Origin of the sequence: Oceanicola sp. 502str15 (assembly GCF_024105635.1) — a bacterium.
Classification (GTDB): Bacteria; Pseudomonadota; Alphaproteobacteria; order Rhodobacterales; family Rhodobacteraceae; genus Vannielia.
Map to the genome: position 1 here is coordinate 1,008,604 of NZ_WYDQ01000001.1, position 13,588 is coordinate 1,022,191.

Sequence of the window (13,588 nt, forward strand, 5' to 3'; positions counted from 1 at the left end):
TCCACTGGCCGACTGCGCCTAGACTGGACGCGGTTTGCTGTTGGAGGTGTCGTGTGGTGCACCGGGTGGTTGGCGTCTTTCTGGCCTTTGCCATGGCCCTTTGCGCGGGCCGGGCGGCCCTGTCGCAGGAGGCAGAGGCGGATGGGGCGCTGGCGGTGCTGCTCGACCTGTCGCTCGATGCGCCCGAGGGGGTGCTGGCCGAGCTGGCGATTGCCTGGCCCGGCACCCGCCGGATTGCCGCGGCGGCCGATCCGGGCGATGGCGCGGATCCGCTGTACTGGAGCGCCATGTTTCAGACTCCGGGCGCGGCAGACACGCCGCCCCATGGGCTCACCCTCAGCTGCACCCGTTATGGCCATCGCACACACCGGGCGCTTATATCCGCGCGCAGGGCCGGGCTCCGGCCCTGGCCGGGCGGGGCGGATGTGCGGCTGTTCTGCGAGGGCTACGGGGTTTACTGGGGCCGCGAGCTGGCCGCGGAGCTGGTGCACGGGGCCGAGGCGATGGTGGAGACATGGGCGGAGGAGCGCGACCCTTCCTTTCCCGGCCTGCGCCGTTACCGGGGCGGCGATACGGCGCCGCGGGGCGGGCGGATGGTGAAGGGCTTCGGACTCGAAACAAGCCCGGCAGGGGGTAAGCTGCCGGGCGTCGTCGTTTCACTGGAGGTCGAGATATACGGGTTCGGTCTGGAGTGATGGCGGGCCCCGAAGGGCCCGCCCGCCGGCCCCGGCCGAACCGGGAAGCGCGGGAGCGCGGCGAGCGGGAGGCACGGGCGGCGGGGGCCGCCCTTGCCTTGGAGGGTGACGCTCAGGCGGCCTGCGGCAGCGTCTTTGCGTCGGACACCAGCACGAGCGTGGGCTGGCGGTTGGTCATGGGCATGGGGGGCAGCTCTGCGGCCACTTCGGCGGCCATCTCGGCGAAGGCGCGGCGGCGGGCCCCGAAATCGAGAACCGGCATCGGGGCGCTGCGGTCGCGGCCGAAGGCAACGTTCACGACGTTGCCGCTGCGGCGGCGGGCGAGGCCGAGGAGGGCGGTTTCACGGTTCTTGCGGGCGATGGAGGCGAGGTTGATCATCTGTACGGTCCTTCGTTGGGGGGGCTTGGTGGGGGGGGCGCTGAGGGTATCAGGCGGCGAGGGGGAGGAGGTCGGTGTTGGCGGCGCTGTGCAGCACGGCCTGGCGCATGCCCAGGTCAAGGGGCAGGACCGGCGCGGCGCGGCGGGATTTGCGGAAGTCGACCGCGATGACATTGTCGCCGTGGGGGCGGATGATGGCGGCAAGAGCGGCTTGGCGGCGCTGACGGGCGAGGGGGGCGAGCTTGGTCATCGGTTCGGTTCCTTGTGGTGCGTCTGGCTGGTGTGCCGGATGCGGTTTGGGGGGTGCAGTGGAGCGGGGGGCGCTCGGTGCAGTTGATGACCAAACTTCGCCATGTTTCCGGCCACCTCGAAATTGGCCAATGGGGGGAAGAGGGGGTTTTCCACCCTGTGGTCTATAGGGGTTTTCATGAAAACAAGGGGTTTGCGTGATCTTTCCACCCCCCTGAAATCGTCGAAAATCGCGATCGTACCCAGGGTGGAAGGGCCGGATTTAAGCCCCAAAGTCGATCTAATTTCATTCAAAAACCGCAGACCTGCCGCATTTCGACAGCACATTCGAATCATCAGGAGGGATCTGCCATGACCCACAGAAATACATTTCGAATCGTGACAATGGCCGCTGGCGCCGCGCTCGTTCTGGGTGCCGTCTCGGCAGAGGCCGCGAGTGCTTCGCGCAGCGGCGCGCGCGCCGCGCCCCAGGATCAGGTGATCCTCGCGCGGCAGCGGTATACAGATGTGATCGCCACCCTCGAGGGGGATGGCTACCGTGTCGTGAAGATGTCGAGCACCATGCTCGGGCGCGTGAAGATCGTCGCCCAGAACCGCGTGCACCTGCGCGAGATCGTGGTCAGCCGCTCGACCGGCGAGATCAAGCATGACGTCATTCTGAAGGTCTTCAAGCTGCGCGAAGGCAGCGCCCAGGTGAAACGCTCCACCAAGAAATCGGTGAATGTCGGTGTCGGCGGCGGCGGTGTTTCTGCCGGTGGCGGCGGCGGCGGCGGCGTTTCGGTTGGCGTTGGCGGCGGCGATGGCGTGTCTGCCAACGTTGGCGGCAGCGGCGGCGTGTCGGCCAATGTCGGCGGCGGTGGCGGTGTGTCGGCCAGCGTGGGCGGCAGCGGCGGGGTTTCGGCATCGGTTGGCGGTGGGGGCGTTTCGGCTTCTGTCGGCGGTCTCGGTGTGAGCCTTGGCAACTGATTTCCCCATAGACTTCGGGGCAGGCGGCAGGCCTGCTCCGTTCAGCCGTCCGGTGCGGGAGGGGGGCAGCCCACCCGTTCCGCTGGCGCGGCTGGTCCGGCGGGGCACGCTCTATGTGGCGTTGGCCCTGCAGGCGCTCGGTGCGCTGTTCTTCGTGGGCGACCTCTGGAGCGAGATCCTCGGGCTGCGCACTGCGCCCATTCCCTATGAGTGGCAGGAGATGATCCAGCTCATGGCCTCGGTCGGGCTGGTCATCGGCCTCGTGGTCTCGGCGCTGTTCCTGCGGCGCAGCCAGCGCCGGGTGAGCGAGCTGAACCGTCAGGTCGACGTGGCTTCGGGCAACTTCTCGCAGCACCTGCAGCAGCTCTTCAACCAGTGGGATCTTTCCGACAGCGAGCGCAGCGTGGCGGTTTATGCCATGAAGGGCTTCTCGAATGCCGAGATTGCCAGCCTGCGCGGCACCAGCGCCTCAACCGTGAAGAGCCAGATGAACGCGGTTTACCGCAAGACCGGCTACACCACCCGGGGGCAGTTGATTTCCTGTCTCGTGGAAGAGCTGTTCGAGGGGGTTGCCCTTCCGCAGGCCGTGGTGGACGGGATGCCCGGCGCCGAGCGCCAGATGGGCATGGCCGCCCACTAGGATCAGGCGCCGCGCCAGATCCAGCCACCGCCCAGCACCCGAGAGCCTTCAGGCGCGTAGAACACGCAGGCCTGCCCGGGCGATACCCCTTCTTCCGCCGCCAGAAGCTCGACCTCCGCCGTGCCATCGGCCAGCGGCCGCAGCACCGCCTCGGCCGGCGGGCGGGTGGAGCGGATGCGGGTGCGGATCTCGATCTCCTGTCCCGGCTCGAGCGGCGTGTCGCCCAGCCAGTTGATCTCGCGCACCGGCACGGCGCGTTTGGCCAGCGCCTCCTTGGGGCCGACGATCACCTGCCGGGTGTTCGGGTCGAGCTTGACGACATAGAGCGGGGTGGAGAGCCCGCCGATGCCCAGCCCGCGCCGCTGGCCGATGGTGTAGTGGATCACCCCGTTGTGCTGCGCCAGAACGTTGCCCTGCATGTCGACGATCTCGCCCGGCTCGCCCGCGCCGGGGCGCAGCTTTTCGATCACGCTCGCGTAGTTGCCATTGGGCACGAAGCAGATGTCCTGGCTGTCGGGCTTGTCGGCCACCTCCAGCCCGTGCTTCTGCGCCAGCGCGCGGGTTTCGGCCTTGGAGGTCAGGTGGCCGAGGGGGAAGCGCAGGAAGGAGAGCTGCTCGGGGGTGGTGGAGAACAGGAAATACGACTGGTCGCGGTTCTCGTCGCCCGCCATGTGCAGCTCGGGCCCGTGCGCGCCGGCCTTGCGCTGGATGTAATGGCCTGTCGCCATGCAATCGGCGTCGAGATCCTTGGCGGTTTCGAGCAGGTCCTTGAACTTCACCCGCTCGTTGCAGCGGATGCAGGGCACCGGGGTTGCGCCGGCAAGGTAGCTTTCGGCGAATTCCTCGATCACCGCATCCTTGAAGATGTTCTCGTAGTCGAGGACGTAATGCGGGAAGCCCATGGTTTCGGCCACGCGGCGGGCGTCGTGGATATCGACCCCGGCACAGCAGGCGCCCTTCTTGGCGAGCGCCGCGCCGTGATCGTAGAGCTGGAGGGTGACGCCGACCACGTCGTAGCCCTGGCTCTTGAGTTCGGCGGCCACCACGGAGGAGTCGACCCCGCCCGACATGGCAACGACCACCCGGGTCTGTTCCGGGGGCTTGGCGAATCCGAGGGAGTTGAGCGCGTCGAGCGGCATGGGGAAGGGTCCGGGGTTGGATGAGTCGGTGAAGAAGGGGGGAATATAGGAAAATCCTAAGTACTCTCAAGGGTGGGTTCATTCCCCGTTAAGCCGCACGTGCCTATATGCTCATGTTCAGGCGAATGGCGAGACAGGCATGTTCCTCAAACGCATAGATGGCCCACGCGCGGTGACGCTGCCAGATGGATCGGTGATGACCCGAGCCGATCTGCCGTCGCGCGAGACGCGCCGCTGGGTGGCCAGCCGAAAGGCCGCCGTGGTGCGGGCGGTGGAGAACGGCTTGATTTCGCTCGAAGACTGCATGGAAACCTACGCGATTTCCGAAGAGGAATATGCCAGCTGGGCGCAGGCGGTGGCCGCGCATGGCGAGCAGGCGCTGAAGGCGACGAGCTTGCAGAAGTTTCGCTGAGCGCATCGGCTGCCCGGGTCTTCCGCGGTACTTCACCTGTGCAAAACCAACTCCCCAAAAATAGTGATATGGACAACGTTGGGTTGTAGCCTGACACTGTTTACCATTGGTAACTGGCAATTAACCATTGTGATGCATGGTCAAAGTTGAACAGTAGATAAACGGAGCATTCCGATGCGCATACTCTTGGTTGAAGACGATCCCACGACCTCAAAAAGCATCGAGATGATGCTGACCCACGCCAACCTGAACGTCTACTCGACGGATCTGGGAGAAGAGGGGATCGACCTTGCCAAGCTCTATGACTACGACCTGATCCTGCTCGATCTCAACCTCCCCGACATGACGGGCCATGAAGTGCTCAGACAACTCAGGCTTGCACGGATCGACACGCCGATCCTGATCCTGTCGGGCGCTGATGACACCGAGAACAAGATCAAGGGGTTCGGCTTTGGCGCCGACGACTACCTGACCAAGCCGTTCCACCGCGAGGAGCTGGTGGCGCGGATCCACGCGATCATCCGCCGCTCGAAGGGCCACGCGCAATCGGTCATCAAGACCGGCAAGATCGTGGTGAACCTCGATGCCAAGACGGTGGAGGTGGAGGGGCGTGCGGTGCACCTGACGGGCAAGGAGTACCAGATGCTGGAGCTTCTGAGCCTGCGCAAGGGCACGACGCTGACCAAGGAGATGTTTCTCAACCATCTCTATGGCGGCATGGACGAGCCCGAGCTGAAGATCATCGACGTGTTCATCTGCAAGCTGCGCAAGAAGCTGGCCACGGCCACGGGCGGCGACAATCATATCGAAACGGTCTGGGGCCGGGGCTACGTGCTGCGCGATCCCGAACCGATGGAAGACAGCGGCGACAATCGCCTCGCCGTCGGCGCCTGAGCGCGGCGCCGGCGGTGTGGCCCCTTCGCGGGCCCGCCGCGCGCTGTGCCTCCCGGGGCCGGACGCCCGGGCCTGCGGACGTCAGCATGAAGACCACCACCACTCACCCCTCTCTGGACCTCTCCGGGGCGGCCTCCTATCAATCAGGGGCAGCTTTCGGAGAGGACGGGGATGTCTGACAGCAAGTCCGGCGGGACGGATGAGATCGGCCGCATGAGCGCCGCCGAGGCCGAGGCCGAGCTGGCCCGGCTGGCGGCGCTTCTGGGCAAGGCCAACGAGGCCTATCACGCGGCCGATGCGCCGGTGATCGACGACGGGGAATACGACGCGCTGAAGCGGCGCAACGCGGCGATCGAAGCCGCCTTTCCCGACCTCAAACGCGCCGACTCGCCCTCCGACCAGGTGGGGGCGGCGCCCTCGGAGACATTCTCGAAGGTGCGCCACGCGGTGCGGATGCTGTCGCTCGGCAATGCCTTCGACGATGCGGATGTGACCGAGTTCGACCGCTCGGTGCGCAGCTACCTCGGGCGCGAGGAGGGGCTGGAGTATACCGCCGAGCCCAAGATCGACGGGCTTTCGCTGAGCCTGCGCTACGAGGGCGGCAGGCTGGTGCAGGCGGCGACGCGCGGCGATGGCGAGACCGGGGAGAACGTGACCGCGAATGCCCGCACCATCGCGGACATCCCCGAGCAGATCGAGGCCGCGCCCGAGGTGCTCGAGGTGCGCGGCGAGGTCTACATGAGCCACGAGGATTTTGCCGCGCTGAACTCCCGGCAAGAGGCGGCGGGCGGCAAGCTCTTTGCCAACCCGCGCAATGCGGCCGCAGGCTCGCTGCGCCAGCTCGATGCCGAGATCACCCGGGCGCGGCCGCTGCGGTTCTTTGCCTATGCCTGGGGCGAACTTTCGGAGCCGCTGGCGGAGACCCAGTTCGGTGCCATCGAACGGCTGGCGGCGATGGGATTTTCGACCAATGCCGATACCGCGCTCTGCGCCGGGCCGCAGGAGATGATCGCGCATTACCGCGAGATCGAGCAGAAACGCGCGACGCTGGGCTATGACATCGACGGGGTGGTCTACAAGGTGAACGATCTGGCGCTTCAGGCCCGGCTCGGCTTTCGCTCGACCACGCCGCGGTGGGCGATTGCCCACAAGTTCCCGGCCGAGCTGGCCTGGACCTGGCTGCGCGAGATCGAGATTCAGGTGGGCCGCACCGGCGCGCTGAGCCCGGTGGCGCGGCTGGAGCCGGTGACGGTGGGCGGCGTGGTGGTGAGCAATGCGACGCTGCACAACGAGGATTACATTGCCGGGCGCGATGCCAAGGGCGGCGAGATCCGGGGCGGCAAGGACATTCGGCCCGGCGACTGGGTGCAGGTCTATCGCGCGGGCGACGTGATCCCGAAGGTGGCGGATGTGGACCTTGCCAAGCGGCCCGAGGGGGCGGAGGCCTATGTGTTTCCCGAGACCTGCCCCGAGTGCGGCAGCCCGGCGATCCGCGAGGAGGGCGATGCGGTGCGTCGCTGCACCGGCGGGCTGATCTGCCCGGCGCAGGCGGTGGAGAAGCTGAAGCATTTCGTCTCGCGCGCGGCCTTCGACATCGAGGGGCTGGGGGCCAAGCAGGTGGAGGCCTTCTATGGCGACGACCAGCTTGGGGTGAAGGAGCCTGCGGATATCTTCACGCTGGCGGAGCGCGACAGCGCGAACATGACCAAGCTCGCCAACCGGGACGGCTGGGGCGAGACCAGCGCGAAGAACCTCTTTGAAGCCATTGACGAAAAGAGAGAAATCCCTCTGGCGCGGCTGATCTTCGGGCTCGGCATCCGCCATGTCGGCGAGGTGGCCGCGCAGGATCTGGCGCGCCACTACGGCGGCTGGCAGGAGATGGCGGCGGCACTCGATACCGCGCGGCCCGCCGCGCTGGCGCAGCGGCAGGCCGATGAGGCCGCTGAGGCCGAGCGGGCCCGCGCCGCCGCGGAGGGCCGCCGCGCCCGGCTTGCCGAGGCGCGCGCCGGGATTGACGCCGAGGTGCCCCCCGAGGCGGCCGAAGCCTGGGCCGACCTGATCGGCACCGACGGGATCGGCCCGACGCTGGCGCTTTCGCTGTCGGACGCCTTCGCCAACCCCGATGAGCGCGCCGCGATGGACCGGCTCCTGCCGCATCTCAGCCCGCAGGCCCCCGAGGCCCGCGCCTCCGGCAGCCCGGTGGCGGGCAAGACGGTGGTGTTTACCGGCACGCTCGAGAAGATGACCCGCGCCGAGGCCAAGGCGCGGGCCGAGGCGCTGGGGGCCAAGGTTTCGGGCAGCGTCAGCGCCAAGACCGACCTGCTGGTGGCCGGTCCGGGCGCGGGCAGCAAGGCCAAGAAGGCCGCCGATCTCGGGGTGGAGACCCTGGACGAAGATGGCTGGCTGTCGCTGATCGGCGACGCATGAGCACCCGGCCGACACGGCTTTTCCCGCTGTTCGCCGGGATCGACACGCTCCCCGGCGTCGGCCCCAAGATCAAGGCAGCGCTGGAGGGAGCGGGCATCGCGCGCCCGCGCGACCTGCTGTTCACCTTGCCCCATGGCATGGTCGACCGGCGGCGGCGCGACACGGTGCAGGGGGTTCCGCCGGGTACGGTTGTGACGGTGGAGGTGACGGTGGGGCGCCATCGCGGCAGCTCGCGCCCCGGTGGCCCGTATCGGGTGGAGGTGGAAGATGCCGCCACCACGATCACGCTGGTGTTCTTTCGGGGCGGCTCCAAGTGGATCGAGAAGCAGCTGCCGACCGGCCAGCGCCGGGTGATTTCGGGCAAGCTGGAGCATTTCGACGGGCAGGCGCAGATGGTGCATCCCGACCATATCGAGCGCCCGGAGGAGGCGGGCGACATTCCCGAGCACGAGCCGATCTACCCGCTGACCGCCGGGGTGACGCAGCGGGTGATGGGCAAGGCCGCCGAGGCAGCGCTGGCGCGGGCGCCGGAGCTTGAGGAGTGGATCGACCCGGCGCTGGCCCGCCGCGAGGGCTGGCCGCGCTGGCACGAGGCGCTGGCTTCGGCCCATCAGCCGACCACGCCTGCCGAGGTATCTGACACCTCGCCCGCCCGCCGTCGCCTCGCCTATGACGAGCTCTTCGCCCATCAGCTCACCCTTGCCCTTGCCCGCTCCACCAGCCGCACCAAGCCCGGAATTGCCACCACCGGCACCGGCGAGATGCAGGACAAGGTGTTGAAATCGCTGCCCTACAAACCAACCGGCGCTCAGCTCAGGGCGATCTCGGAGATTGCAGGCGACATGGGCGCGCCCAAGCGGATGAACCGCCTGCTGCAGGGCGATGTGGGCGCGGGCAAGACCCTTGTGGCGCTGATGGCCCTGCTGATTGCCGTGGAGGCGGGCGGGCAGGGCGTGATGATGGCGCCGACCGAAATTCTGGCCCGCCAGCACCTCGCCTCGCTCAGCCCGCTGGCGGCGGCGGCGGGCCTGCGGATCGAGCTGCTGACCGGGCGCGACAAGGGGGCGGAACGGGAAACCAAGCTTGCCGCGATTGCCAGTGGCGCGGCGCAGATCGTGGTGGGCACCCACGCGCTGTTTCAGGAAGCGGTGGAATTTGCCGACCTGCGGCTGACGGTGATCGACGAGCAGCACCGGTTCGGGGTGAACGAACGCGCCCGGCTCGGGGCCAAGGGCGCGGCGGTGGATGTGCTGGTGATGTCGGCCACGCCGATTCCGCGGTCGCTGTCGCTGACGCAATATGGCGACATGGAGATTTCGGTGCTCGACGAGAAGCCGCCGGGGCGGACGCCGGTGGTGACGGCCATGATCAGCACCGAGCGGCTCGACAGCGTGGTGGAGCGGCTGCGCAGCGCGGTGGCCGAGGGCCGGCAGTGCTACTGGGTCTGCCCGCTGGTGGGCGAGAGCGAGGTGAGCGAGGCGACGGCGGCGGAAGAGCGGTTCAAGAGGCTGCGCGCGGCCCTGGGCGAGGGCGCCGTGGGGCTGGTGCACGGCCAGATGCCCCCGGCGGAGAAGGACGCCGCGATGGCGGGCTTCGTGGCCGGGCGCACGGGCGTGCTGGTGGCGACCACGGTGATCGAGGTGGGGGTCGATGTGCCCAATGCGTCGATCATGGTGATCGAACAGGCCGAGCGCTTCGGGCTGGCGCAGCTGCACCAGCTGCGCGGTCGGGTCGGGCGCGGAGCGGCGGAGAGCACCTGCATCCTGCTTTACACCGCGCCGCTGGGAGAGACGGCGCGCCAGCGGCTGACCACGCTGCGCGAAACCGAGGACGGGTTTCGGATTGCCGAGGTCGATCTGGAGATGCGCGGCGCGGGCGATGTGCTGGGGACGGCGCAATCGGGGCTGCCGAAATTCCGCATTGCCGACATGGAGCGCATGGTGGCGCTGGCCGAGCTGGCCCAGAGCGACGCGCGCGCCCTGCTGGAGCTGGACCCGGCGCTGGAAAGCGCGCGGGGAGAGGCGGCGCGGATGCTTTTGTGGCTGACCGAGCAGGACAGGGCGATCCGGCTTCTTTCGGTGGGTTAGCCTTTTGTTCTCAAAAGGTTAACGCCGGGATTGCCCCTTTGTTCACGAATGTTCTCAAAAAGTTCTAGACATGAGGTCGATGATATGAGAACAAAGGTGCAACGAAACACTTCAAGGATCACCGCCCATGATCACAAAGCTCACCCACCGCATACCGCCCCTGGCACAGGATGCCATTGGCGCCGTCTCCCTGATGGTTCTGCTGGTCGGGGGGCTGCATCTGCCCGGTCTTCTCTGAGGTTTTTCTCTGCGGGGTGACATCTGCCTCTTGTCACCTTGCTTGCCTGCGGTCCAGGGACCGGGCGCGCTGCATCCATCTGTCCCCAACTTCGGGATGCATTGCGCTCCTTGCCTGTTCCGAGCGTCTTCATGGGCCTTCCCCGCCCGGCGCCCGGTTCCTGTCTCCGTCCTTGCCTGCCGCCGCCACCCAGCCCGGGTGTGCGGCGGTTTTTTTTGTCCGGAGGTGGCACGAGGCGCCAGACGGGCGCAGGCGGGCGGCAGGTGCATCTTCTTGCCGAAAATATCTCCCGCCGGAGGCAAACAAATAAAAGGAATGCGCCGCAAGGCGCTCAATTCGACAGGAGCAGATCAGCCCGCGGCCTGCTCCATGGCTTCTGCGGTGGCCTCGAGCGCCAGCATGATCGAGGCATGGCGGTTGCGGTAGTCGCGGGCGGGCAGGAGCACTTCGTAGGCGTCGAAGGGGGCATCGGGCACCGGGCCCTCGGCGGTGAGCATGGCCTTGAGCTGGTCGCGGGCCGTGGTGATCTCTTCGGCGGTGCGCCCGATCACCTGCGCCCCGACGATGGCGGCGGAGGCCTGGCCGAGGGCACAGGCCTTCACGTCCTGCCCGAACTGCGCGATCCGCCCGTCTTCGACCACCAGATCGACGGTGACGGTGGAGCCGCAGAGCGGCGAGCGGCGCTTGACGGTGGCCTGGGGCGTATCGAGGCGGTCGGTCAGCGGAATATCCGCGGCCAGCGCCAGAATCCGGCCCGAGTAGAGCTTTATAAGGTCATTTTCGGCGTTCATGGGGTTGGCCTCCGGCACGTGCACCCCATAGATAGCCGCGAGGGTGCGGAATGCAAAGGAGCGGGCATGTCGTTTGACACCGATACATTGGTCTATGACGCGAAGGGGTTGATCCCCGCCGTGGCGCAGGATGCGGCGAGCGGCGAGGTGCTCATGGTGGCCTGGATGAACGCCGAGGCGGTTGCGCGGACGCTGGAGACTGGCCGGGTGACCTACTGGTCGCGCTCGCGCGCGGCGTTCTGGGTGAAGGGCGAGACTTCGGGGCATGTGCAGCGGCTGGTGGAGCTGCGGGTGGATTGCGACCGCGATTGCCTGCTGGTGCTGGTCGAGCAGGAGGGGCCTGCCTGCCACACCAACCGGCGCAGTTGCTTCTACACGGCGGTTCGGGAGGGTGAAGAGGTGGTGATCTCGGAGCCGATCGCGTGAAGGTCCGGCTCTAAAGCCCTACTATCGCACGAATTTCCTCCGGGCTCATCCCGTCGTCGCGATAGCGGGCGATGGCGCGGGCGTCATCGCGCTTGGCGAGCCGCTTGCCGTTGTCGTCACGGATGAGCGGATGGTGGTGATAGGCGGGCACCGGCAGGTCGAGCAGCATTTGCAGGAAGCGGTGGAGGAAGGTAGCGGTGAAGAGGTCTTCGCCGCGGATGACGTGGGTGATGCCCTGCGCGGCATCATCCACGACCACCGAGAGGTGATAGCTGGCGCCCATCTGGGGGCGGGCGAGCACTGGATCGCCGATGCCGGTGAGCAGGTAGTCGGCCGTCAGCAGGTGCTGGCCGGCGTGGGCGGGGCCGGTTTCGGTGAAGCCCGGCAGGGCGCCCTGGCCGAGGGCCTTTTCGACATTGAGGCGGATGGCATCGCCCGGCGCGGCCTCCGACATCGGACGGGCGCGGCAGGTGCCGGGGTAGATCAGCCCATCGGGGCCGAAGTGCGGCGCGCCTTCCTGCGGGGCGGAGGCGGCGGCGGTGATGTCACGGCGGGAGCACTGGCAGGGATAGGTGAGGCCCTGTGCCGCGAGCGCGTCGAGGGCGGCGCGATAGTCGGGCAGGTGCTCGGACTGGCGGCGGCAGGGCTCGGGCCAGGTGAGGCCGAGCCAGGCGAGATCGCCCTTGAGTTGGTTTTCCCACTCGGGTCGGGCGCGGGACTGGTCGAGATCGTCGATCCGCAGCAGAAAGCGGCCCCCGGCGGCGCGGGCCCTGTCGGCGGCGGTGAGGGCCGAGAAGGCATGGCCCAGGTGCAGCGGGCCAGTGGGAGATGGGGCGAAGCGGGTGGTGAATGTCACGCGGTTTCAGCAGGTTGTGCGGCGGCGTTCAACCAGCCCTGCCAGTCTTCCTTGGCGCGGTCGGTGTAGGCCTTGTAGCGGTCCTTGCGGCCGCGCCGCCCGCCCTTGGCCTCGACCGGAGGGAAGAGCCCGAAGTTGACGTTCATCGGCTGGAAGGTCTTGGCCTCGGCGCCGCCGGTGATGTGGGTGACGAGCGCGCCCATGGCGGTGGTCTGCGGCACCGGAGGAAGCCTTTCGCCGCGCAGCTCGGCCAGCGCAAGGCGGCCTGCGAGGAGGCCCATCGCGGTGCTTTCGACGTAGCCTTCGACGCCGGTGATCTGGCCGGCGAAGCGGATGTGGGGCTGGGACTTGAGGCGCATTTCATCGTCAAGCAGCGTGGGGCTGTTGAGGAAGGTGTTGCGGTGGATGCCGCCGAGGCGGGCGAAGCTGGCGTTTTCCAGCCCGGGGATCATTTTGAAAACAGCGGTTTGCGCGCCGTACTTCATCTTGGTCTGGAAGCCGACGATGTTGAAGAGCGTGCCGAGCTTGTTGTCGCGCCGGAGCTGGACAACGGCATAGGCCTTCTCTTCGGGTTTGTGGCTGTTGGTCAGGCCGATGGGCTTCATGGGGCCGTGGCGCAGGGTTTCGCGGCCCCGCTCGGCCATGACCTCGATCGGCAGGCAGCCGTCGAAATACTTTGCCGTCTCGCCCTCGCGGAACTCGGTCTTGTCGGCTTCGAGCAGCGCGTCGATGAAGGCTTCATACTGCTCGCGGTTCATCGGGCAGTTCATGTAGGCGGTGCGCTCTTCTTCGGTCTCGCCCTTGTCGTAGCGCGACTGCATCCAGGCGACCGACATGTCGACGGTATCAGCGTGGACGATGGGGGCGATGGCATCGAAAAAGGCGAGCGCCTCGGCGCCGGTTTCGGCGGCGATGGCCTCTGCCAGCGCGCCGGAGGTCAGCGGGCCGGTGGCGATGATGGCGAGGCCGTCCTCGGGCTTGGGAAGGGCGGTGACTTCGGCCTCGGAAACGGTGACGAGCGGATGGGCGCGAAGCTGCGCGGTGATCCACTCGGAGAACGGCTCGCGGTCGATCCCGAGGGCCGAACCTGCAGGCAGGGCGTGGCGGTCGGCGGCGGAAATCACGAGACCCTGCGCGGCGCGCATCTCCCAGTGGAGCAGGCCGACGGCATTTTGCTCGTCGTCATCGGAGCGGAAGGAATTGGAGCAGACCATTTCGGCGAAGTTGCCGGTCTGGTGGGCGAAGGTGCCGACGTGGGGGCGCATCTCGTGCAGCACCACGGGCTGGCCGGCCTGAACGGCCTGCCAGGCGGCCTCGGAGCCAGCCATGCCTGCACCGATGATGTGGAGAGGTTTTGTCATGGGGGCGGAGATAGGGCCTCCGCCCCGA

Annotated in this window: 14 protein-coding genes; 8 read left to right on the top strand and 6 right to left on the bottom strand. The window is 67.6% G+C overall.

The genetic code is table 11. The features are described 5' to 3' along the window. Positions 1-56: 56 nt before the first annotated feature. Positions 57-695 (top strand): hypothetical protein, encoded by a 639-nt coding sequence (locus GTH22_RS04790; RefSeq protein WP_252943612.1) that lies wholly within the window; start codon positions 57-59, stop codon positions 693-695. Between the two features lie 112 nt (positions 696-807). On the opposite strand, the gene GTH22_RS04795 is transcribed toward GTH22_RS04790, so the two are convergent. Next, positions 808-1,074 (bottom strand): hypothetical protein, encoded by a 267-nt coding sequence (locus tag GTH22_RS04795; RefSeq protein ID WP_252943613.1) that lies wholly within the window; start codon positions 1,072-1,074, stop codon positions 808-810. Between the two features lie 49 nt (positions 1,075-1,123). Continuing rightward, on the bottom strand, positions 1,124-1,324 hold the full coding sequence (locus GTH22_RS04800; protein WP_252943614.1) for a hypothetical protein: 201 nt from the start codon (positions 1,322-1,324) through the stop codon (positions 1,124-1,126). 350 nt (positions 1,325-1,674) lie between these two features. Between GTH22_RS04800 and GTH22_RS04805 the strand changes: the two genes are divergently transcribed. Beyond that, positions 1,675-2,289 carry a hypothetical protein gene (locus GTH22_RS04805; protein WP_252943615.1) on the top strand — a complete coding sequence of 205 codons (615 nt, stop codon included), beginning with the start codon at positions 1,675-1,677 and terminating at the stop codon, positions 2,287-2,289. Next, positions 2,279-2,929 (top strand): helix-turn-helix transcriptional regulator, encoded by a 651-nt coding sequence (locus GTH22_RS04810; RefSeq protein WP_252943616.1) that lies wholly within the window; start codon positions 2,279-2,281, stop codon positions 2,927-2,929. The genes GTH22_RS04805 and GTH22_RS04810 overlap by 11 nt, the downstream gene beginning before the upstream one ends. A gap of 2 nt (positions 2,930-2,931) precedes the next feature. Here GTH22_RS04810 and mnmA read toward each other — a convergent pair whose 3' ends face one another. Beyond that, a complete protein-coding gene (mnmA, locus tag GTH22_RS04815; protein ID WP_252943617.1) occupies positions 2,932-4,068 on the bottom strand; it encodes a tRNA 2-thiouridine(34) synthase MnmA in 1,137 nt (378 codons plus the stop codon). A 139-nt stretch (positions 4,069-4,207) separates the two neighbouring features. On the opposite strand from mnmA, the gene GTH22_RS04820 reads away from it, so the two are divergent. The 4 genes from GTH22_RS04820 to recG all read left to right on the top strand — a co-directional run bounded on the left by GTH22_RS04820 (position 4,208) and on the right by recG (position 9,888). Next, on the top strand, positions 4,208-4,480 hold the full coding sequence (locus GTH22_RS04820) for a DUF1153 domain-containing protein (RefSeq protein ID WP_252943619.1): 273 nt from the start codon (positions 4,208-4,210) through the stop codon (positions 4,478-4,480). 174 nt (positions 4,481-4,654) lie between these two features. Further along, the gene (gene ctrA / locus GTH22_RS04825; protein ID WP_252943621.1) at positions 4,655-5,374 is read left to right on the top strand and encodes a response regulator transcription factor CtrA; all 720 of its coding nucleotides are present in this window, start codon (positions 4,655-4,657) and stop codon (positions 5,372-5,374) included. A gap of 171 nt (positions 5,375-5,545) precedes the next feature. Then, on the top strand, positions 5,546-7,801 hold the full coding sequence (gene ligA / locus GTH22_RS04830; RefSeq protein ID WP_371928318.1) for an NAD-dependent DNA ligase LigA: 2,256 nt from the start codon (positions 5,546-5,548) through the stop codon (positions 7,799-7,801). Next, complete coding sequence (gene recG / locus GTH22_RS04835) at positions 7,798-9,888, top strand: ATP-dependent DNA helicase RecG (protein ID WP_252943622.1); 2,091 nt, start codon at positions 7,798-7,800, stop codon at positions 9,886-9,888. Before ligA ends, recG begins: the two co-directional genes overlap by 4 nt. A gap of 588 nt (positions 9,889-10,476) precedes the next feature. Here recG and GTH22_RS04840 read toward each other — a convergent pair. Continuing rightward, positions 10,477-10,917: an iron-sulfur cluster assembly scaffold protein gene (locus GTH22_RS04840; RefSeq protein WP_252943623.1), complete on the bottom strand. Its 441-nt coding sequence runs from the start codon at positions 10,915-10,917 to the stop codon at positions 10,477-10,479. 66 nt (positions 10,918-10,983) lie between these two features. Here GTH22_RS04840 and hisI point away from each other — a divergent pair, with 66 nt between their 5' ends. After that, a complete protein-coding gene (gene hisI, locus GTH22_RS04845) occupies positions 10,984-11,343 on the top strand; it encodes a phosphoribosyl-AMP cyclohydrolase (RefSeq protein WP_252943624.1) in 360 nt (119 codons plus the stop codon). Positions 11,344-11,353: 10 nt separating this feature from the next. Here the strand turns inward: hisI and gluQRS are convergent, their stop codons facing one another. Together gluQRS and trmFO are read right to left on the bottom strand one after the other, a co-directional pair. Then, positions 11,354-12,199, bottom strand: a complete 846-nt coding sequence (gluQRS, locus tag GTH22_RS04850) for a tRNA glutamyl-Q(34) synthetase GluQRS (RefSeq protein WP_252943625.1) — start codon at positions 12,197-12,199, stop codon at positions 11,354-11,356. Then, positions 12,196-13,560, bottom strand: a complete 1,365-nt coding sequence (gene trmFO, locus GTH22_RS04855; RefSeq protein ID WP_252943626.1) for a methylenetetrahydrofolate--tRNA-(uracil(54)-C(5))-methyltransferase (FADH(2)-oxidizing) TrmFO — start codon at positions 13,558-13,560, stop codon at positions 12,196-12,198. Before trmFO ends, gluQRS begins: the two co-directional genes overlap by 4 nt. Between the last annotated feature and the right edge of the window lie 28 nt (positions 13,561-13,588).

Coding starts and splice junctions, on each gene's coding strand:
- GTH22_RS04795 (WP_252943613.1), bottom strand. CDS start 1,074: ATGATCAACCTCGCCTCCATCGCCCGCAAGAACCGTGAAACCGCCCTC.
- GTH22_RS04800 (WP_252943614.1), bottom strand. CDS start 1,324: ATGACCAAGCTCGCCCCCCTCGCCCGTCAGCGCCGCCAAGCCGCTCTT.
- GTH22_RS04805 (WP_252943615.1), top strand. CDS start 1,675: ATGACCCACAGAAATACATTTCGAATCGTGACAATGGCCGCTGGCGCC.
- mnmA (WP_252943617.1), bottom strand. CDS start 4,068: ATGCCGCTCGACGCGCTCAACTCCCTCGGATTCGCCAAGCCCCCGGAA.
- GTH22_RS04820 (WP_252943619.1), top strand. CDS start 4,208: ATGTTCCTCAAACGCATAGATGGCCCACGCGCGGTGACGCTGCCAGAT.
- ctrA (WP_252943621.1), top strand. CDS start 4,655: ATGCGCATACTCTTGGTTGAAGACGATCCCACGACCTCAAAAAGCATC.
- ligA (WP_371928318.1), top strand. CDS start 5,546: ATGTCTGACAGCAAGTCCGGCGGGACGGATGAGATCGGCCGCATGAGC.
- recG (WP_252943622.1), top strand. CDS start 7,798: ATGAGCACCCGGCCGACACGGCTTTTCCCGCTGTTCGCCGGGATCGAC.
- GTH22_RS04840 (WP_252943623.1), bottom strand. CDS start 10,917: ATGAACGCCGAAAATGACCTTATAAAGCTCTACTCGGGCCGGATTCTG.
- hisI (WP_252943624.1), top strand. CDS start 10,984: ATGTCGTTTGACACCGATACATTGGTCTATGACGCGAAGGGGTTGATC.
- trmFO (WP_252943626.1), bottom strand. CDS start 13,560: ATGACAAAACCTCTCCACATCATCGGTGCAGGCATGGCTGGCTCCGAG.